The organism is Borrelia turicatae 91E135, from assembly GCF_000012085.2.
In the GTDB taxonomy this organism is placed as follows: domain Bacteria; phylum Spirochaetota; class Spirochaetia; order Borreliales; family Borreliaceae; genus Borrelia; species Borrelia turicatae.
The window spans coordinates 1-20,949 of record NZ_CP019368.1 but is presented as its reverse complement, the minus strand read 5'-3'; the positions used below and the strand labels follow the sequence as shown (position 1 = coordinate 20,949).

General features: G+C 30.3%; 19 protein-coding genes and 7 pseudogenes. 16 read left to right on the top strand and 10 right to left on the bottom strand.

The window, feature by feature from the left end:
• Positions 1 to 157: 157 nt before the first annotated feature.
• From BT0_RS05330 to BT0_RS05290, 9 genes and pseudogenes are all read right to left on the bottom strand, one after another.
• Positions 158 to 1,225 (bottom strand): variable large family protein, encoded by a 1,068-nt coding sequence (locus tag BT0_RS05330; RefSeq protein ID WP_088895228.1) that lies wholly within the window; start codon positions 1,223 to 1,225, stop codon positions 158 to 160.
• A gap of 193 nt (positions 1,226 to 1,418) precedes the next feature.
• Entirely contained in the window at positions 1,419 to 1,919 is a 501-nt protein-coding gene (gene bdr, locus BT0_RS05325) for a Bdr family repetitive protein (protein ID WP_088895227.1), read from the bottom strand.
• A 290-nt stretch (positions 1,920 to 2,209) separates the two neighbouring features.
• A complete protein-coding gene (locus BT0_RS05320) occupies positions 2,210 to 3,229 on the bottom strand; it encodes a variable large family protein (protein ID WP_088895226.1) in 1,020 nt (339 codons plus the stop codon).
• A 250-nt stretch (positions 3,230 to 3,479) separates the two neighbouring features.
• On the bottom strand, positions 3,480 to 4,112 hold the full coding sequence (locus BT0_RS05315) for a Vsp/OspC family lipoprotein (RefSeq protein ID WP_145954727.1): 633 nt from the start codon (positions 4,110 to 4,112) through the stop codon (positions 3,480 to 3,482).
• A gap of 216 nt (positions 4,113 to 4,328) precedes the next feature.
• On the bottom strand, positions 4,329 to 4,916 hold the full coding sequence (bdr, locus tag BT0_RS06025; RefSeq protein WP_236842875.1) for a Bdr family repetitive protein: 588 nt from the start codon (positions 4,914 to 4,916) through the stop codon (positions 4,329 to 4,331).
• 512 nt (positions 4,917 to 5,428) lie between these two features.
• Positions 5,429 to 6,496 carry a variable large family protein gene (locus BT0_RS05305; RefSeq protein ID WP_088895224.1) on the bottom strand — a complete coding sequence of 356 codons (1,068 nt, stop codon included), beginning with the start codon at positions 6,494 to 6,496 and terminating at the stop codon, positions 5,429 to 5,431.
• Between the two features lie 218 nt (positions 6,497 to 6,714).
• Positions 6,715 to 7,203 carry a Bdr family repetitive protein gene (bdr, locus tag BT0_RS06020; RefSeq protein ID WP_088895223.1) on the bottom strand — a complete coding sequence of 163 codons (489 nt, stop codon included), beginning with the start codon at positions 7,201 to 7,203 and terminating at the stop codon, positions 6,715 to 6,717.
• Between the two features lie 50 nt (positions 7,204 to 7,253).
• Positions 7,254 to 7,940: pseudogene (locus BT0_RS05295) on the bottom strand (PBSX family phage terminase large subunit); the annotation flags it as partial.
• Between the two features lie 28 nt (positions 7,941 to 7,968).
• On the bottom strand, positions 7,969 to 8,187 hold the full coding sequence (locus BT0_RS05290; RefSeq protein WP_088895221.1) for a DUF603 domain-containing protein: 219 nt from the start codon (positions 8,185 to 8,187) through the stop codon (positions 7,969 to 7,971).
• A 166-nt stretch (positions 8,188 to 8,353) separates the two neighbouring features.
• Between BT0_RS05290 and BT0_RS05285 the strand changes: the two genes are divergently transcribed.
• Positions 8,354 to 8,779 (top strand): Mlp family lipoprotein, encoded by a 426-nt coding sequence (locus BT0_RS05285; RefSeq protein WP_088895220.1) that lies wholly within the window; start codon positions 8,354 to 8,356, stop codon positions 8,777 to 8,779.
• 94 nt (positions 8,780 to 8,873) lie between these two features.
• On the opposite strand, the gene BT0_RS05280 is transcribed toward BT0_RS05285, so the two are convergent.
• Complete coding sequence (locus BT0_RS05280; RefSeq protein ID WP_088895219.1) at positions 8,874 to 9,806, bottom strand: hypothetical protein; 933 nt, start codon at positions 9,804 to 9,806, stop codon at positions 8,874 to 8,876.
• A gap of 219 nt (positions 9,807 to 10,025) precedes the next feature.
• Here BT0_RS05280 and BT0_RS05275 point away from each other — a divergent pair, with 219 nt between their 5' ends.
• The 15 genes and pseudogenes from BT0_RS05275 to BT0_RS05220 form a co-directional block, all read left to right on the top strand.
• A complete protein-coding gene (locus BT0_RS05275; RefSeq protein WP_088895218.1) occupies positions 10,026 to 11,123 on the top strand; it encodes a plasmid maintenance protein in 1,098 nt (365 codons plus the stop codon).
• A 9-nt stretch (positions 11,124 to 11,132) separates the two neighbouring features.
• Positions 11,133 to 11,696, top strand: coding sequence for a DUF226 domain-containing protein (locus BT0_RS05270; protein ID WP_088895217.1), 564 nt, complete (start codon positions 11,133 to 11,135; stop codon positions 11,694 to 11,696).
• Positions 11,672 to 12,433 carry a ParA family protein gene (locus tag BT0_RS05265; protein WP_181005563.1) on the top strand — a complete coding sequence of 254 codons (762 nt, stop codon included), beginning with the start codon at positions 11,672 to 11,674 and terminating at the stop codon, positions 12,431 to 12,433. Before BT0_RS05270 ends, BT0_RS05265 begins: the two co-directional genes overlap by 25 nt.
• Before the next feature lie 79 nt (positions 12,434 to 12,512).
• Positions 12,513 to 13,094 (top strand): chromosome replication/partitioning protein, encoded by a 582-nt coding sequence (locus tag BT0_RS05260; RefSeq protein WP_088895216.1) that lies wholly within the window; start codon positions 12,513 to 12,515, stop codon positions 13,092 to 13,094.
• 15 nt (positions 13,095 to 13,109) lie between these two features.
• Positions 13,110 to 13,313, top strand: a pseudogene (gene bdr / locus BT0_RS06215) (Bdr family repetitive protein); the annotation flags it as partial.
• 393 nt (positions 13,314 to 13,706) lie between these two features.
• Entirely contained in the window at positions 13,707 to 14,159 is a 453-nt protein-coding gene (locus BT0_RS06105; protein ID WP_088895215.1) for an ERF family protein, read from the top strand.
• Positions 14,111 to 14,221: pseudogene (locus BT0_RS06165) on the top strand (ERF family protein); the annotation flags it as partial. The gene BT0_RS06105 and the pseudogene BT0_RS06165, both read left to right, overlap by 49 nt.
• Positions 14,222 to 14,242: 21 nt before the next feature.
• Positions 14,243 to 14,650, top strand: a complete 408-nt coding sequence (locus BT0_RS06005; RefSeq protein WP_088895214.1) for a hypothetical protein — start codon at positions 14,243 to 14,245, stop codon at positions 14,648 to 14,650.
• A gap of 35 nt (positions 14,651 to 14,685) precedes the next feature.
• Positions 14,686 to 15,660 (top strand): annotated as a pseudogene (locus tag BT0_RS05245) (variable large family protein); the annotation flags it as partial.
• A 236-nt stretch (positions 15,661 to 15,896) separates the two neighbouring features.
• Positions 15,897 to 16,052, top strand: coding sequence for a hypothetical protein (locus BT0_RS05845; RefSeq protein WP_161491440.1), 156 nt, complete (start codon positions 15,897 to 15,899; stop codon positions 16,050 to 16,052).
• A 124-nt stretch (positions 16,053 to 16,176) separates the two neighbouring features.
• Positions 16,177 to 16,872, top strand: coding sequence for a Bdr family repetitive protein (gene bdr / locus BT0_RS06000; protein ID WP_236842874.1), 696 nt, complete (start codon positions 16,177 to 16,179; stop codon positions 16,870 to 16,872).
• Between the two features lie 198 nt (positions 16,873 to 17,070).
• Positions 17,071 to 18,114: a variable large family protein gene (locus BT0_RS05235; RefSeq protein ID WP_215533928.1), complete on the top strand. Its 1,044-nt coding sequence runs from the start codon at positions 17,071 to 17,073 to the stop codon at positions 18,112 to 18,114.
• Between the two features lie 419 nt (positions 18,115 to 18,533).
• Positions 18,534 to 19,032, top strand: a pseudogene (gene bdr / locus BT0_RS05995) (Bdr family repetitive protein).
• A gap of 280 nt (positions 19,033 to 19,312) precedes the next feature.
• Positions 19,313 to 20,400 (top strand): annotated as a pseudogene (locus tag BT0_RS05225) (variable large family protein).
• Positions 20,401 to 20,501: 101 nt separating this feature from the next.
• Positions 20,502 to 20,884, top strand: a pseudogene (locus tag BT0_RS05220) (variable large family protein); the annotation flags it as partial.
• Positions 20,885 to 20,949 lie beyond the last annotated feature (65 nt).

The window sequence follows — 20,949 nt, the reverse complement described above, 5'->3', positions numbered from 1 at the left end:
GCCTCCTTATTAACCTAAAAGTAAATAAATAGTTAATCTTTGTTAGATAAAATGAAAGAAGGAAAACTACTCTCCTCACAAATAGAAAAGTGTTTCCCTTATATGACTTTATTATTTAGCACTGATCTTTTTATTTATAATTCTTTATTGATTTACACTAAATTGTTGCTTCTGCTGTTTTAGTAACTTCTAAAGATTTATCTTCTTGTTTAACGGCAGATAGTGCTTCACTTATTGACTTTAAACCACTATCAACAGTATTTCTTATTGCTATTATCAGAGTACTTAATGTCTTACCTACTGCACTAGCTGCAACTCCTTTAGCTGCATCAGCTTCGGTCTTCTTTTCAGCAATATCTTTTACAATAAATTTACCATCTTTTGCCATTGCTCTTAGGACTATACCAGCTGCTATTACTGCATCTTTTTTAGATTCTGCAGTAGTAAGTTTTTCATCATCAGCAGTACCAGTTCCCTTGGCTAAAGCCAGAGCAGCTGCATCTGTAGCTTCACTAACTTTACCATCTTTCTTAGCATCAGCATTAGCAGCAGCAATAGCTTTTAATATGTCAGCTCCACTTACAGCCCCTATTGATGCACTTGCTGCTGCTACATGTTTATCTTCAGCTCCCTTATCAGCAGCAGTCTCAGCTCCAAATAATTTACCAATATTCTTTTTATCATCATCAACTGGAGTAGTTTTATCTGCTTTTGAATCACCATCTTTTATAACCAAATCAACTATTTCTTTAATTCCCACAACTAGATTTTTCACACTATCTGCATCAGAAACATTCCCAGCAGCATCAGATTTGACAACCTCACCAATTGATACTCCATCAGTAGCTCCACTAGCAGCTGTCTTAGCTCCTTCAGCAATTTTATCTAATGTCCCTGTAATAAATTGATCAACTACTTCTTTTACTTTTGGATAGTTACTATTCTCTGCCACCACAGTGTTTAATTTATCCTTAACTGTTTTCATGGTTGTCTCAATAGAAGTGAAATACTTCCCTATATCGCTTTTTTTAGTTTCTGCTTTAATACCAAAAGCTCCAGTAACCATGTCAGAAAGTGAAGTAAAAACATCTAAGAAGCCTTTACCTAAATTAGCAATAGAAGTTAAGAATAAGGTTTTAGGATCTTCAGTCTTAGTACTACCACTCCCACAGCCAAGAAGTAAAAATAAAGTCATCAATAATGCACTTAAAGTAATTCTTTTCATTATTACGTGCCTCCTTCTTTACTCAAGGGGGCAAGATAAAAACAAAAACTAAAAGCATGGACACTATAATCTTACAGAGATTGAGCATAATATAACAAATGACAAAGCTGACTGTTATTAACAAAAATTAAATGATTTTGATAAAAAATAACTGACATATAATGAATTAAAGAAAGGGTTTATTAATACAAATTTATCTATTTAACAATGAATAGACTATGGATATTAATGTTAAAGATATTCCTATACTAAGGGTAATAAGGGTTCCAAACATCCAACCATGAAGTCTTAACGTACTCTTAAGTTCTAATATAGCTTTATCAAGTTTACCATCAAGCTCCACATTATTAATTTCCATATCTTTTCTAACAAGAGAAACTTCATTGTTTACAGATGCAATATCTGTTTTTAATTCATTCCTAACAATGTCAATTTTGGTATCAAGTTCAGTTTTAACAGAAATAATTTCAGATTTTAAACTACACTCTAACATCTCAAGCTTAAGATTAAAATTACTTTCTAAATACTCAATATCTTTATAAGTCAATTCATTACGATAATATCTTTTAGAGAGATCATTTGCAATAAAATCTTGCATACCCATTTTTACAAATTCTTGATATATGATATCCTCTGTAATATGCCCATTAAAAATTTGTGTACTCTCAACAGAATGTAGCGATGAATCTTGCATAAAATCTCCTTATATAATTATTATATAATATTTTAAGTGTTATAGGAATCTTATGTTAGTAATATGTAATTTAAAAGGTTCACTAACTATAACATAAATGTTTAGTCTATTTTTTTTATCTTATACAAAGCTCAAATGTAGTCTTACAATCAGTCTGTTGTTAAAGGATTGCTATCAATACTATTTAGACCTGAGTATGATTACAAATAGATAAAGGAAAACAATTCTTATGAAAAGAAGAGTTTTCCTCAAATGACTTTATTTAGTTATGTTTTATTAATAATTCTTTATTATTGATCAGATGTTATTTCTGTTGTCTTAGTAGAATCTGCAGATTTATCTTCTTGTGTAACTGTAGCAAGAGCATCATTAATTGACTTTAAACCACTATCAACAGTATTTCTTATTGCTATTATTAGAGTAATTAGAGTCTTGTTCACTGCGCTTGCTGCTGCACTATTTACTGTCGTTACAGCCTCATCTTCATTATTTTTAATAGAAAATTTACCATTCTTAGCCATTGCTCTTAAAGCTATTCCTGCCGCAATAATAGCATCTTTCTTTGCTCCATGTTTAATCTCTTTTTTATTATCTTTAGCTGGAGCAAGTGCAATCTCTGCTGCATCTTCTGCTTTTTCAATTCCCTCAGTACCATCAGCATTAGGATTTTCTTTAGATTTAGCAATAGCTTTTAATATATCAGCCCCGGTTACTGCTCCTATTGACGCGGCAGCTGCTTGCGCTGCAGCATTATCAGCTCTATTCGCATCAGTGGTTGCAGTAAATAATTTACCAATATCTTTTTTGCTATCATCTTTGGTAGCATCAGCATCTGCTTTACCTTCATCCTTCTTTAAAACTATGTCAACAATAGCCTTAATTCCCTTAACAATAGCTTTTACACTTGTTGCTTCTCCAGGTACAGCATCACTATTCTTAACAGTATTCCCAATAATAACATCACCAGTAACCCCTTTAGCCGCTTCCTTCGCTCCTTCAGCGATCTTGTCTAGTGTGTTAGTGATAAACTTATCAACTACTTCTTTTATCTTTACATAATTCCCATTCTTAGCAACAACATCATTTAGTTTGGCTTTAACTGTGTTCATAGTGTTTGCAATATCAGTAAAATACTTCCCTACCTCACTTTTCTTAGTGTCAGCTTTAATGCCAAAGGCCCCAGCAACCATATCAGAAAAGGAAGTAAAAACATCTAAGAAACCTTTACCTAAATTAGCAATAGAAGTTAAGAATAAGGTTTTAAGATCTTCAGCCTTAGCACTCCCACTGCCACAGCTAAGAAGTAAAATAAGTAATCTAAGTTATTATTAAGTTCTAAAACAAGTTAAAATCAAGGAATAAATAAGTCTAAAAGATAAAAGAAATCAAAAAAATCTTAAGAAGTATAATAAAGAAGTAAAGCAAATAAAGATAGAATAAAAAAGGAAAAAAAGCTAAGAGAAGAAAACTCCTAGCTTATTATTTATAGACTTTATTTTATCAGATAATTACGATTGATTAAAAAGTAATCTTATAATAATAAATTAAATTGTTTACACCTTAGGTGTTAGAAGGTTTAGCAGAAGTTGTAAGCTCCTTAATTGCAGACTCTACTGCAGCGTTAGCATCCTTTAACAATGCATCAACTGCTGTATTCAACTTACCAAGTTCAGAAACTCCTTTATCTCCATTAGCTTCATTTTTTCTATCTATAGCTTTTTTTGTATCAGAATCAGAAGCATCTTCTTTTCCAAGATCATCCTTCTTTTCTTTTAATTTGTCTAAGAATTTTTTACTTTCAGTTTTAGCAGCAGTAACTTGTTTCTTAAGTTCATTATCAACTGTTTTTGTTTCCAAAGCTAACAATTTAGCTTCTATAGCTATAGCAACACTAAAAGCCCCTGCAAGTAATGAACCATTTTTACCACCATTATCATCCTCCAACCCATTTTCACCAATCTTTTTCTTAATACCCTTAGCAAGTTCATCAATGGACTTAACTAAAGTATGAACTTCTTTAACACTCTTAGCAAAAGCAACAGTGTCTTTTATGTTGTTAGTTATTGTAACTAGGTCAATAACAGTACCATCAGATTTAGCCGCTTGCCCATCTTTAGGGAAAGAAGCTGAATTATTACAAGACATAAGTAAAAATAAAGTCATTAATAACGCACTTAAAGTAATTCTTTTCATTATTACGTGCCTCCTTATTACCTCAACAAGGGCAAGATGGCTAACAAGTTTTGAACATAAAATAAAAAAGCTAAAAACACAGATACTTTAACATTTCAGAGACTGTGTGCGATGCAACAATCAACAAAATTGATTGTTTTTAACAAAAAATTGAATTACTTTGTAAAAAAAATAATTGACAGAAGGTCAATTAAATAAGGGGCTAGTTGAATAAATTTACTTTACTAATAATGACATCAATGCTAAGAATATTCCTATATTAAGTGTAATAAGGGTTCCAAACATCCAACCATGAAGTCTTAATGTACTCTTAAGTTCAGATGCGGTTTTATCAAGTTTACTATCAAGCTCCATTTTGTTAACATCAATCTTAGTATCCAAGTCTTTAATGTCAGATTTTAATTCACTTCTAACTGTGTCAATCTTATTATCAAGGTCATTAAATTTAATATCAATCTTAGTGTTAATATTATTTTCAACAGTGTATATCTTGTTATCCAGGTCATTGAATTTAGTATCAATCTTGGTATTAAGATTATTCTCAACGTTGTCAATCTTATTATCAAAGTCTCTAATATCAGATTTTAAGGTTGTCTCAACCCTTTGAATCTCAGCTTGTAAGGTTGCTTCTACCTTTTCAAGCTTAAGGTTAAAAGTAGTCTCTAAATATTCAATATCCTTGTAAGTCAGTTCATTTTTATAATATCTATAAGATAAATCAATAGCAATATCTCTATTAATACCAGCTTTAGTAAGTTCAGCTATAACCATTTGTTGAGTAACTACTGATTGTGCAAGGCCCATAAGAATCTCCTTATGTAATTATTATATAATACCTTAAGTATTATAGGAACCTTATATTAGTAAAATATGCTTTAAGAAAACGGGTATACAGAGTCAATAACATATATGATACTGAGAGGCCATCTAATGAATCATCATCACTATTCCCATCTGCTTAAAGGTAACAAAAGGTGCCATTAATGTAGCAATTCTAGTAAATTTATTACTTATAGGTTTAATTGGTACAATCCTAAACTTATGATTCAAACTTCATCTAAGTGTAAGAAAGATCCTAATAAGATTACCCTGCCATGACACATTATCCCTATCTTCAACATAAAGTGTTAGGCCAATTTTCTTTGGTTTATAAAAAAGCTCAAATACAGTCTTACAATCAATCCGTTGTTGAATGATTGTTATAACTAGCCTTTGAAACCTGAATTATTATATATAGATAAAAGGAAAACAATTCTTATGAATAGAGAAAAGTTTTCCTTAAATGACTTTATTTAGTTATGTTTATTAATAATTCTTTATTGTTGCTGTCCAACAGTTGCTGCGTCTGCAGGAGTAGTAGAATCTGCAGACTTATCTTCTTGTGTAACTGTAGCAAGAGCTGCATTTATTGTCTTTAAACCACTATCAACAGTATTTCTTATTGCTATTATAAGAGTACTCAAAGTCTTACCTACTGCACTAGCAGCAACACCATTTACTGCATGAGCAGATTTCTCTTCATTACTCTTAGCAGCAAATTTACCACCCTTAGCCATAGCTCTTAAAGCAATACCAGCAGCAATAACTGCGTCCTTTTGTGCTGCTGCATCTTTAATTTCTTTTTTACCATTAGCAGCCGGAGCAATAGCAATCTCAGCTGCATCTGTAGCTTTTTCAATTCCCTCACCCTGATCAGCTTTAGGCTCTTCCGTGGATTTAGCAATAGCTTTTAAGATGTCAGCTCCAGTCACTGAACCAATACTTGCTGATGCCTTTGCAATATTTTCTTCTTTGGCATCATCTTTGCTACCATCAAACAACTTACCAATATCCTTTTTATCATCTTCTGCTGTTTTAGTAGCCTCTGCACTCCCTTCATTGTCTTTCAGAACCACACCAACAATTTCTTTAATCCCTTTAACAAGAGCGTTTACACTTGCAACCTCTGCAGGTGCAGCATCCTGACCTTCTTTAGGAGCACCACCAATCTTATCTTCTCCTGTAGCCCCTTTAGCTGCTTCTTTTACTCCTTCAGCGATCTTATCTAATGTGTTAGTGATAAAAGTATCAACTACTTCCTTTATCTTTAAATAGTTACCATTCGTAGCAACTTCCTCTTGTAACTTCTTTTTAACTGTGTTCATAGTTGTCTCAATAGAAGTGAAATACTGACCAATGTCAGATTTTTTAGTGTCAGCCTTAATCCCAAAAGCACCAGCAACCATATCAGAAAGAGAAGTAAAAACATCTAAGAAACCTTTACCCAAATTAGCAATAGAAGTTAAGAATAAGGTTTTAGGATCTTCCACCTTAGCACTCCCACTGCCACAGCTAAGAAGTAAAAATAAAGTCATCAATAACGCACTTAAAGTAATTCTTTTCATTATTACGTGCCTCTCTTTTTTACTCAAAGGAGCAAGATAGTTAACAACCTTTGAATAAGATAACAACAAAAACTAAAAGCATAGATACTTTAATATTATAGAGACTGTGTATGACTTAACAATTAATAAAATTGATTGTTATTAACAATAATAAAATGATTTTGATAAGAAAATAACTGATATATAATCAATTAAATAAGGGAGATAATCAAATAAATTTACTTTACTAACAATGACATTAATGCTAAGAATATTCCTATATTAAGGGTAATTAAAGTTCCAAACATCCAACCATGAAGTCTTAATGTACTCTTAAGTTCCATTTTGTTAACATCAATCTTAGTATCGAGGTCTTTAATATCAGACTTTAATTCACTTCTAACATTGTCAATCTTGTTATCAAGGTCATTGAATTTGGTATCTATTTTGGTGTTAAGATTATTCTCAACAGTATTAATCTTGTTATCCAGGTCTCTAATATCGGATTTTAAGTTCGTCTCAACCCTTTGAATCTTAGTTTGTAAAGTTGCTTCTACCTTTTCAAGTTTAATATCGAAATTTTCTTTTAAGAATTCAATATCTTTGTAAGTCAGTTCATTTTTATAATATCTGTAGGACAGATCAATAGCGATGTCTCTCTTAATACCGGCTTTAGTAAGTTCAGCGATGACCATTTGTTGAGTAACTACTGGTTGAGAAAGTCCCATAAAAACACTCCTTATGTAATTATTATATAATATTTTAACTGTTATAGTAACTTTTCTTGAAATATAAATGCATAATAACTTTGATCTACTCGCTCTAACACACAAATAGCAGTATTATCTCCTCCAATATTGTATGCAGAATCTAAATATGCTATTGGTACTCTAAATTCATGGTTACTTGTAAGATTAACATTAGTAAATATCGCATCATTAGATGCAACCCATTCTCCAAGTAGAACCTTTGCTTTATATGTTGGTATGTCCCTGTAAATCTCTTCTTGGGTTTTAATAAATTCTCTAGAAATTAATTCATTATCATATGTTGTAAAGTTATATGTAGAGTAAATTTTTGTGTTATCAATATAATCAGTTTTAAAGAAATGCTCTGAACTGTCAGGATTGGTATCAAAGATAATTGTTTGCATACCTACTCTAAGTCTTTTTAAACATTCTATTAATGTTTCCTTATGAAGTGTAGTTGCTTCATTAACGTAAATGAGTGCCGAATTAGAGCCTCTAAACCGCTCAAAATCATTTGCCCTATCTCCTCCATACAAATTAACTTTTAAAGAGTCTATTTCAAAATACGATGTATTAGAAAATTTTGGCCTAAAGGGTATTTTAAGCATACTAGCAATCTTTTCAAACTGCTCTCAAACATTAATCTTTAATGATTTTTGGGAATTACCTATTATAAAATTATTAGTATTTTTTTCAATCTCTACTTGATCTTTAAGTCTATTAGCTTCACTCTCAGTCTCAATACTACGTGCCAATCATAGCGTTGAAAGTATCTCCACAAATAGTAAGCTTAGAAGTACCAGTCATATACTCAGGGTTATCTTTAATCTCTTCCCACCTGCGTCTCATCTTTCCTACATTAGCACGACTCACTCCCATCTCTTTTGCAATACTAGCGTCATTAAGCTTGCCTTCTCTAAAATACACAATATAATCATCAAACGATTTCTTTACCCTACTCATATCTTTTTAAACCTAGTATAGATTAACAAAATCTAACACAAGATAGCATAAACTCTATAACAAAGCAATAAATTTTACAAAAACAATTAATACTTATAAGTATATGTACCTTAAAGATGTGTAAATAGAGATATATTTTTAAAACAAAAAAGATAAGGGGTTTTATATGAATAAAATTAATTTTATTTTGGTTTTATTACTACTAATTAGTAGTTGTGAATATGAGCATGGAAATGCTACACCTAAAAGTAGAGTTAAAAGAAACTTGGAAGAACAATCAGAAGTACAAAAAACACCTGAAGAAGCGTTAAGAGAAAAATTAAATGATACGGAAAAAACAAATCTGGATTTTTTAAAAGAGGCTCTGGGTAATGAAAGTAAGTTTAGTCAATTTTTAAGTTTTGACGAAGAAAAGATAAAAGCTGCACTTAAACATATAAATGATGAACTTGCAAAATGTAATGGAAATAATGAGGGTAAAAATGGATTTAAAGCCGTTGTACAAGGATATTTCAGTAAAATAGACAATGATACACTCAATGGTTTTAAAGAAAACGCAACAAGCACTTGTCAAGCAGGCGGAAGTGGTTAAATACACCCCTTATAATCAAAGATAAAAGTTAAGAAATAATATTTAAGAAAGAAAGATTTAAGAGAACAAGGCAACAAATATCCTAAATAATATCCTAAATAAATAAGCTAAGAGAGAATAAATTAAACTCGTTATAAAAATGGTAAGAGTAACTATAAAAGTCAAATTTGAAATCTATATCAAACAAATCTTGATATACAAAGCTATTCTTTAAAAAATTTCCAATAATAACACTCAGTTCATCTAACTCAATATTCTCAATATCAATATCACTCTTTGACTTTAAAGATTTGGCAATACGACTAACTTCCTGCTCTAATCTTGAAACATTAACCATTACATCACTAATAAAATTATTATCTCTCTCAATTACACAGTTGACTAGCTCACCACCTATAATAAAAAATAAATTACCCTTGTTTAAACCTGTACACAGTAAATGCATTTGTACTTGAACATAATACTTGAAGAAATATTTATTTTCTAAAAAATTACCAGTCTTATTGTATTCAACAGCCGCATTTTTCAAGTAAAAATTATCAATAATTTTGATCTCGAGTAACTCTGATTCTCCCCCGCTACCCAAAAACCATCTATCAATTATCAAACCAACTAATGTGTCTCGGTCCTTAAATTTTTTGAAATAATTATATTTGTCAACACCGTTTGCATATTTGTTTTTATGTAACATTTTAATATTACTTGCGTGTATACGTACAAATTCTCTAAATCCTAGGTTTTCTAGTTCATTTCCCTTCCTCATGCTTAAGTTATCTTCAAATGGTATTTCTCTTCCTATAGCTTTAAGTATTCGCTCTCGCATTAATTTTTCTAAAGAATCAGCACCAATAAACATGCTTCCAACACCTATACGCTTTAAGACTTTTCTTTGCATACTAAAATCAACCTTCCTATTAAACTTAAAACATTCATCCTTACCAATTTTTGGTAATTTACGTCCTATCCTGCTTATTTTACTTACTTGTTTTTGTTTATCTTTAAAGATTTTTTTGACTCTGATATGCAAATGATTCAAATCCTTTAAACACCATCTGTCCGTACCAAACTAAATTGTTGCATCTTTACCTCTGATCTTTACTCATTTATTTTTGTTACATTTATCATATTAAAACTCCTTATTATTTGTTTTATAACAAAAAAATATTTTTTATTAAAGACTAGTTTACTTTCCGGTAATAATTACGTTATTATGATTAGTAATAGAACAAATAATAAGGAGTTTTAAATGAGGAGCACAAAAAAACCTACAAACAAACATCAACACAAATTAATCGTTTTAATATCAACACTAAATTATATGAACTTAAATATTCAGCAATATACTCAAAGCAACATACTTTATTACTTTAATAACAATATGAAAAAAAACGACCAAAAACCTATTAAACTTAAAACTCTACAAAGCTATCTTTATAAATTAGAAAAAGAATTTAAAGTGACAATCAATTATCACAGACATTTGGGTGTAAATATGGGAACTGAAATTCATTACAAACTTAAATACTCTAAAAAAGAATGTCATCGCATAATAAATAAACACTTTAGAGATAAAAAAGAAGAAAGACATAAAAAACGTGTTAGTGCGTATATTAAAAAGACCTGCATTCAAAATAGCAATGTAGAAAAATGGGAGTGTTTTAATAATTCTTATAATAAAAAAGAAGAAGATAAGAACAACATAAAATCTATGGAAAGGTTACAAGTAGAAAAGTACGCTAAGAAATGCAATTTTAAATCAAATGCTTTCTTCTCTATTTTGAATTTAAAGGCAGACAAAGATTTTAAAATTCAAGCACTGAAAGCCATTAAAATAGCTGAAAATAGTGGGTATGAAAAAATAAATGATACTAAACCAAATAACACTAAACTTGAGAGTAAACAAAAAGAATTAAGTAAAATACTAAATGAAACAAAAGCTAATCTAAAGAATGAAGGATATAACAGCAAACAATTAGAAACCCAAATACAAAATTTTTATGAACAATATAAAAATAAACCCCACTTTATCATAGAAAAAGATAAATACAGTGATCTAGAAAAAATAATAGAAAAAATTAAAAAAACAATTGAATATACTAATAAGAACACAAAAGAAAATGAAAAAGATACTAGGAATAACATCTTTAGCGTACTTCTTGAACAATTGAGATCCAAAGTGAACATATCGGTTTTAGTACCAATATTAAAGAATTATTTAAACAAACAAAACAAATTAGAATATAGAAAAGTATTTAGTAACCATTACTACTATGAACTTTTAGAGTTGATTATAAATAATAAAAATTATTTACAATTAGAAGAATCTAAAAAAATTACTAGTTGAGGATTAGTTATGCAAAGCGTGTTAGAACGCCTTAAAGATAAAAAGTTAGAAATTAAGGATAAAGTAAAAAGCAGAGGTCTTTTTACAAAAATAGAAGAAATTGATAACAAAACAATATATCACACAAAGGTGATGAATGATTTATATACGTTTGGAGTTCATAGAAGACAGAATAATAAGTTTTTTATCGCATTTAGAGGATTATTTAACCAAGAAAAGATAAGCACGATTAATTTGTTTTCTATAAAAGGAGATGACAAATTCTTAGGTATTTGTTATGGCTATAGAAAGCCAGTGCAAAATATCATAACAAAATATGAAGAAAATGGTGTTATTAGGTCATATACTTTTTCAAAGGTTTATTACATAGAATTTAGATTTAAAAAAGGAAGTGTGTTTTGTTATATTAAGGGGATATCTCGTTTGATTAAGCAAGAAAAATCAGAAACACAATATAGTCAATTTTTACTTGAACTAATAATCAATTTAGAAGAACAAGTATATAAATTTTATGGTAAAAAATTACCGGAAGGAGGCATTATAACCAAATGGATAGAAAAAAACCTAAAATAATCACCTTGGCTTCGATTAAAGGTGGTGTTGGAAAGAGTACGAGCTCAATCATATTTGCAACGCTATTGGCTCAAAAATATAAAGTACTGTTAATAGATATGGATACGCAAGCTTCAGTTACTAGTTATTTTTTTAATGAAATAAAAGAAAAAAATATAAATTTAATGGAAAAAAATATATGTGAAGTTTTAAAAGGAAATTTAGAGATTGCTAATGCAATTTTTAATATTGAAGGTAGTTTAGATTTGCTTCCTAGTTATTTAACTTTACACAGTTTAAATGAAGATTTTTATTGTGCAAATAGGCATAAATCTATTGATTTAAAGCTAAAGGTAGAATTAAGGAGGTTAAAAGTAAAGTATGATTACATAGTGATTGATACTAATCCCAGTTTAGATTTTACATTAAAATGTTCTTTAAATTCCACTGATTATATTATAGTTCCAATGACAGCTGAGAAATGGACAATTGAAAGCTATGAACTTTTAGAGTTTTTCATTAAAAAATTGGAAAGGTTAATACCAATTTTCTTTATTATAACAAGGTTTAAAAAAAATAATACCCATAAAAAATTATTGAAAATAATTCAAGCAAAGGATACCTTTTTAGGTATCGTATCTGAAAGGGAAAATTTAAATAAAAGAATAGCAAGTAACAGTAATTTTGATTTAAAGTCGGATTATATCATAGAATATGATCAAATATTGAGTAATTTATTATATCGCATAAGTTGTTAATAACGATACAATAGGAGTTTCTAGTATAAGTTGTCCAGCGCTGGAAAACTGTAAAAATTCAACAGAGTAAAGGGAATTTATGAATAAAAAAAATAATGATGAAATAATAATTAATGCAAGAGACTTAAACAATGACAAAAATTCTATTTTATTAACTAATGATGATATTAACGTAAGTGATGACCAAAAAAGATTTAAACTTTTAAAAAGCAAGTTAAAGGATAATATAAAAGATGATATCTATAATAAAATAGAAGCCATGCATATTTTAAGAGAGATAAAGGAAAAAGAATATTATAAGTTAGACGGGTATAAAAGTTTTTCTCAATTTATAAAAGATTATAAGTTGGCTAAATCACAGGCCTATTCTTATTTAAGAATAGCTAGTGCTATTCAAGATGGAATTTTAAAAGAAGAATATCTAGTTGAAAATGGATTTAGGCAGTCTTTATCCTTTTTGGCGGAAAAAGAAAGTACATCAATAAAGAAATCAAGAGTAAATTCAATAAAGCCATTAAGATTTCAGCTTAAGAATCAAGATAGTTATGCTTTTTATAAGCAAAATGCCAAGTTTACAAACTTTTTAATGGATGAACTTTTTAAAGACAAAAAAGATTTACTCGAAGAGTTTATGAAGAAATTTAAAAGTTTAAAGGGCTAGATATAAGGAGTATTTATGAATAATTTAGCATATAATATGTATAGAACAGAACATTATAAAGAAGGAGTTTTTAAATAAGGGTTTTACTGAAGAAGAGGTGAATTTTATTTCATAATGATAATTCTAACTTTGAAGTTTTAAGAGAAAAAAATGAATTCATTAGAACAGCAAATCATTAATGTAGAGAGGAATTTACAAAAGGATGTATCTAATCTAGAAAAAATTTACTTAAAGAAATACAGAGTAATAATGCAGTTTGCTTAGAAAATCTTGGTGTAGGAAATAGAATGTTAATTATTATTATTATTATTATTATTATGGCAATAGGACTATCAATAATTATATCTATTGTTATGTCTTTAATAAGTAAGTCCTCTATAGGATAAAAAATTTATTATAAATAAGGATTGATTTTATTTGAAATTTGTTGTATTTTAGTCATTGTCAGTAGTGCTATCATTTTAGTACTACCTTATTATTTTGTTCAATTTAGACAGACTTTAAGTCTTTGTTAGCAAGTTTTTCAAGAAAAGGTGCTAACAAAGACTTAACTTTTATACTAAATTATTAGTTTCGTACTTAATGATGCTGTCAAAAACAAGGAGATTAAATATGACAAAAAATATTATAAATACAAAAACTAGAATGCGTAAAGCAGTTAAGAAGCTAAATGAACAAACAAGGAAAGTAACAGATATAAGAATAAATGAGCAAAGTTCAGTAACAAATGAAAATCAAGCAGAGATAAACTTTCTAAAGTCTTTGCACAGTCTACAAATGCATTTAAGTGGTGTTGCGAAGAATCTTAATGGATATGGGTATAAATCTCAAGATTTTAATGAGATAATAAGGGAAATTAAGAGTGTTATAAAGAACAATAATTTAGATATTGATTTCATGCAATGCCCAACATTTAAAGTTGTAGGAGATAATACAATTAATGTTATTACAACAACATTTTACAGTCCCAATAATGGATATGAATATTCATTTAATACACTTGTTTACAGCAAAGAATTAACATCAACGAGAGCAAAGATCAAAATACATTACCTGAACTTGTAGGTTCATGCATAACATATTTTAAAAGATATGCTCTTGTAGCATACCTTTTAATTGAGAGTGAAGTTGATACTGATGCTAGTTCTTTGGAGCATGTTCAAGAAGCTAATAAAAAACAAGCTAGTAGTGTAGATGTTTTACCTGTAAATTCTTTAAAGAAAGATAAAGGTATTAATAGTAAAACAGTAACTAAGGGCATAACAAAACAGCAATCTGTAAGTCATAAATCTGTAATTAAACTTGATAAGCTGACCAGACGTGTACCTGATAAGTATTATTATTACAAGAAATTACTACAAGCATCTAAAAAAATGCATTCGGTATTAGATGATGCACCTTTTGATAGTTTAGAAATGATAGATAAGTTTTTAATACAATTAAAGAATGATGATGATTCGAGTATACTCAAGTTTTTTGAAACTAAACCAGAGCTTAAAACTATAAAGTATTGGAGAGATCTTATAAATAATTATTTAACTTATTTTATCTCTTAATAAGAACTTAGATTACTTATTTGTAGGCTCTTTAGAGTAGATTCTTAAAATCTGTTATTAGTTTAAGTAATGACTTCTTAAATGTTTTCACTTCCCTTAGTGATATGGTTGGAGGGGTTTTAGGTTTTGATACTAATACTAAGAAGTCTGATGTTGGGAACTATTTTAAGAAAATTCAAGAGACTGTACAAGGTACTAAGGATAAGCTTAATAAAATTGTTGCTGATATGAAATCTGAAAATAATCCCAATGCTTCTATAACTGAGACCGCTGTTAACAAACTAGTTAGTGAAACACTTAGTAAGATAATTGATGGTGCTAAGATTGCAAGTGAGGCTATTGGTTCTGATAATAACCCAATTGCTAATGTTGCTACTGCCGGTAATGATGCAGCTGCAGGTGGTGTTAAAGGTGATGGTATTGAAAACTTAGTAAAAGGGATTAAAGATCTAGTAGAAGTGATACTTGGAGATAAAGGAAATGCTGAGGCTGGGGATGCTAATAAGGCTAGTGATGGTGGTTCAAGAACTGCTAATGCTGCTGATGGTGAAGCAGGTAAACTATTTGCTACTGGTAATGGTCCTGCTGGTGATCAAAACAATTCCAAAAAAGTAGCAACTGATGCAGCAAAGGCTGTTGGTGCTGTAACCGGTGCTGACATATTACAGGCTATGGTTAAAGATGGTGGTGCTGCTACGTTAGCTAAGAATAGTGCCGAGCAAGTTGCTGGTGCTAATGCTAAAGATTCAGTTATAGCAGGAGGAATAGTACTGAGAGCAATAGCTAAAGGTGGTAAATTTGCTAATGGAAATAATGCTGGTAATGCTGATGTTGCTACTGTAATTAAAGGAGCAGCAATAAGTGCAGTTACTAAAGCATTGGGTACTCTCACAATAGCAATAAGAAATACTATTGACGTGGGACTTAAGGAAGTTAAAGGTGCTATAAAAATTAATGCTACCGATACTCCTGTAACTACTGATAATCAGACCCCTGAAACTAAAAGTTAATAATCAGAATTAATAACAATATACATAACTAAATAAAGTCATTTTAGGAAAACCCTTCTCTTTATAAGAATTGTTTTCCTTTATCTATATCTAATAATTCAGGTATCAAAGTATTGACAGCAATCATTTAACAACAGATTGATTGTAAGACTGCAGTTGAGCTTTTTTATAAACTAAAGAAAATTGACCTAACACTTTATGTTGAAGATAGGGATAACACTTCTGGGCATGGGAATGTGACTAAAACATTTCTTAATCTTAGAGCACGTATGAGTCATAAGTTTAGGATTGCTCCAATTAAACCTATAAGTAATAAATTTACTAAAATTGCTACGTTAATAGAGCCATTTGCTACATCTAAGCAGATGGTAAAAGTAATGATGATTCATTAGATAGCCTCTCAGCATCATATATGTTATTGACTCTAAGTATTCGTACTCTTAAAGCGCATTTTACTAAAATAAGTTTCCTATAACACTTAAAATATTATATAATAATTACATAAGGAGTGTTTTTATGGGACTTGCTCAACCAGTTATTACTCAACAAATGGTTATATCAGAACTTACCAAGGCTGGTATTAATAGAGATATTGCTATTGATCTCTCTTACAGATATTATAAAAATGAACTGACTTATAAAGATATTGAATTCTTAAAAGAGAACTTTGATATAAAGTTGAAACACTTAGAAGATGAGATTAGTAGTGTTAAGGATGAACTTGATACCAAAATCGATACTAAATTTAATGAACTTGATAACAAGATTAATACTGTTGAGAATAATTTTAACCTTAAGCTTGAAAAAGTTGAATCACTATTACAAGCTGAGATTCAAAGGGTTGAGACAACCTTAAAATCTGATATTAGAGACCTGGACAATAAATTCGATACTAAATTCAATGAACTTAATACTAAGATATACACTGTTGAAAATAATCTTAATAATAAGATTGATACTAAATTTAATGAACTTGATAACAAGATTGACAACGTTAGAAGTGAACTGAAATCAGACATTAAGGACCTCGATACTAAGATTGATAACGTTAGAAGTGAATTAAAATCTGATATTAAAGATCTCGATACTAAGATTGATGTTAACAAAATGGAACTTAAGAGTACACTAAGACTTCATGGTTGGATGTTTGGTACTCTTATTACCCTTAATATAGGAATATTTTTAGCATTAATGTCATTGTTAGTAAAGTGAATTTATTTAATTGATATATTATCAATTATTTTTTTTACAAAACACTAAATTTTTAAATACAATTTAACTTCATTAATCGTTGAATCACACACAATCTCTGCGATGTTAAAGTACTTATTCTTTTATCTTCTGTTTTTATGCTTTATCAAAGGTTTTTAACCATCTTGCCTACCCTAAGTAATAAGGAGGCACGTAATAATGAAAAGAATTACTTTAAGTGCGTTATTAATGACTTTATTTTTACTTCTTAGTTGTGGCAGTGGCAGTGCTAAGACTGAGGATCCTAAAACCTTATTCTTAACTTCTATTGCTAATTTAGGTAAAGGCTTCTTAGATGTTTTTACTTCTCTTTCTGATATGGTTGCTGGTGCTTTTGGTATTAAAGCAGATACTAAAAAGAGTGAAGTAGGGAAGTATTTCAATGATATTGCAAACACTATGAACACAGTTAAAGCCAAACTAAATGATGTTGTTGCTAAGAATGATAATTATCCAAAAGTTAAATCTGTTGTTGATACATTTATCACTAACACATTAGACAAGATTGCTGATGGGGCTAAGATAGCAGCAACAGGGGCTACTGGTAGCGATGCTATTGGTAATGCTGTTAAAGATACTGATGCTGCACCGGCTAATAAAGATGCAGTAAACACACTTGTTAAAGGGATTAAAACAATAGTTGGTGTAGTATTAAAAGACAATGAAGGAAATCCAGATGCTACTAAAACTAGTGGAGAGAAGAATAAAGTAGTTGGGAAGTTGCTTGGTGGTAAAGCTAATGCTGAGGAAGCACAAGCTGCTGTTGCAAGTGCATCAATAGGAGCAGTGACTGGTGCTGACATATTACAAGCTATTGCTAATTCGGGTGAGGCTGGTACTGGTGAGATTAAAATTGAGGAAGCAAAAAATGCAGCTGACATTGCTGCTGCTAAGAAAGATGATAATAAAGATTTTGGTGCATCAGCACAGAAAGATGCAGTGATTGCTGCTGGTATTGCTTTGAGAGCTATGGCTAAAGATGGTAAATTTGCTGCTAATAATGATGATAAATATGCCAATGCAGTTAATGGTGTTGCTGCTAGTGCTGTTGGTAAGACTTTAAGTACTCTTATAATAGCTATTAGAAATACTGTTGATACTGGTTTAAAGTCAATAAGTGAGGCACTAGCAGCCGTTAAACAAGAAGATAAATCCGCAGATTCTACTACACCTGCAGACGCAACAGTTAGTGGAAAACAATAAATAATTATTAGTAAACATAACTAAATAAAGTCATTTGAGGAAAACTTTTCTCTTCATGAGATTCGTTTCCTTTTATCTATATATAATTCAGGTTTCAAAGGCTAGTTATAACAATCATTCAACAATGGATTGATGGTAAGACTGTATTTGAGCTTTTTGATAAACCAAAGAAAATAGACCTAACACTTTAGATTGTACCAATTCAACCTATAAGTAATAAAATTACTAGAATTACTACATTAATAGCACTTTTTGTTACCTCTAAGCAGATGGGAATAGTGATGGTGATTTATTAGATAGCCTCTCAACATCATATGTGTTGTTGTCTCTGGATATCTGTTCTCTTAAAGCATATTTTACTAATATAAGGTTCCTATAACAGTTAAGATATTATATAATAATTATACAAAGAGATTTTTATGGGACTTGCTCAACCAGTAGTTACTCAACAAATGGTTATAGCAGAACTTACTAGAGCTGGATAAATAGAGATATTGCTATTGATCTGTCTTACAGATATTATAAAAATGAACTTACTTATAAAGATATTGAGTATTTAAAGAAAACTTTGATATAAAGCTTGAAAAAGTTGAAGCTCTTTTACAAGCTGAGATTAAATCTGTCAAAACTGAACTTGATACCAAAATCGATGCTAAATTTAATGAGCTTGACACCAAGATTAATACTGTTGAGAATAATCTTAATACCAGGATTGATACTAAGTTCAATGAACTGGATAATAAGATTGATACAGTCAGAAATGAATTAAAATCTGATATTAGAGACCTGGATAATAAGATTGATGTTAACAAAATGGAACTTAAGAGTACATTAAGACTTCATGGTTGGATGTTTGGTACCCTTATTACCCTTAATATAGGAATATTCTTAGCATTAATGTCATTATTAGTAAAGTAAATTTATTTACCTAAAGCCTTCCTTATTTAATTGATTTTCTGTTAATTATTTTTTAGTTATTTTTTTACAAAAATTATTTGATTTTTTGTTAGAGACAATTAGTAAATTAGTTGTTTTTAATCTCTGCAATGTTAAGGTATTTATGTTTTTATTTTGTTCAAAACTTGTTAACCATCTTGTTCCTTCTGAGGTAATAAGGAGGCACGTAATAATGAAAAGAATTACTTTAAGTGCGTTATTAATGACTTTGTTTTATCTTGCAATAAGGAGGGACTATAATATGAAGCATAGATTAAGTGAGAGAATTAAAAACTTTAATATAACTATACTTATATCTTTATTTTTACTTATTAGCTGTGGCAGTGGTCAACAACCACAAGCTGGTAAGGATGGCGAGGCAGCTACAGGTGGAAGCAGTTTAAGTGCAGTAATGATGCACATGGAAAGGACAGCTCAGGACGCCTTTTATGCATTTATGGGTTTAATAGCAGATACATTAGGATTAAGAGTAACTAAAGATACAACTAAAAATGACGTAGGAGTATATTTCAAAGGATTAGCAGGAGGTATAGAGAAATCTATAGGAGAATTGTTAGCAGTTTCAAGTAAAACTGATCAGTCTGTTCAACCAGTTAAAGAAGAAAAGGAATCAGAATTAAGTAAAGCGATTGAAGGGCTAAGGATGCGTTGACAGCATTAAAAGGATATTTAGACTCCTTAGGAACAATAGGTGATTCTAATCCAGTAGGTTGGGCAGCAAATAATGCCCAAGGAACAGCAGTAGATGAAGCTGAGTTAAAGAAAGCATTTAAAGCATTGAAGGGAATAATGGACACAGCAGAGGGAGCAGGGGTTGCAAGGCCAGAAGTTGGAAATATAGCAGTAAAGGTAGGTAATGGGACAGATAATAAGGATGGAGCTAAAATATTAGCTACAGATGGAGCTGCAGCAGTAGGAGATTCAGGTAAAGCGGCAGCAATACTAACAACAGTAAGTGGTAAGGAAATACTAGCATCAATAGTTAATTCAACAGAAGGTAAAGCTGTGAAAATAACAGGTAATGTAACTGCAGAGACAACTCCATTGGAATTTGCAGTAGGAGGTACTGCAGCTCATGTATCAAATAGTGATCAATCAAAAGCAGCAGCTGTATCAGGAGGAATAGCATTGCGTTCATTAGTTAAAGATGGTAAATTAGCTGCGAATAATAATGATGATGACAAAGCATCACAAGGAGTAGGAGTAACTGCAGTCAATAAGTTATTAGGAGCAGTAGAAGATATAATTAAAAAGACAGTAAAGAATGTCCTTGATAAAGTAAAGAAAGAAGTAGATGAAGTAAGAAAACCAAAAACAGCAGTTCAGTAGTAAAATAGATAGATTCATTACTTAAAAGTAAGATTAGAAGGCAAGCATTAGAGATGCGTCTAGTTTGCCTTCTATATTGTTGTAATTAAACTTAAGGAGTTAAATTGGCTGTTGAATCTAAAATTTCTTTCTTTGATTCATTAGTTAAGATAGGACATGGTTTCAAGAGATTTTTGGCTTTTTTGGTAATGCTATTGGGGATACTTTGGGACTTGCAGCAGTTAAATCTAATGATAAGAAAAGTAAAGTAGAAAAGCATTTTGATAAGATAAAAAAAGGACTTACAGTAACTAAAGATAAATTAGATGTCTTAGCAAAAGACATAACTTCTACTCCCCATGCTGATACTACAGAAGTTGAGGCTGCAATTAAAGGTGCTAGTGATGTTATTGCAAAGCTAATTGACTCTGTAACCAAACTTGCTAGTGCAACTAATGATGGTGCTTCAATTGGCAAGAATGTTGATAATCCTCCTGCTGCCGCTGAAGAGGCTGGCGTTGATACTGTTATTAAAGAAGTCAAGGGAATAATTGAAACTGCTACTAGCTC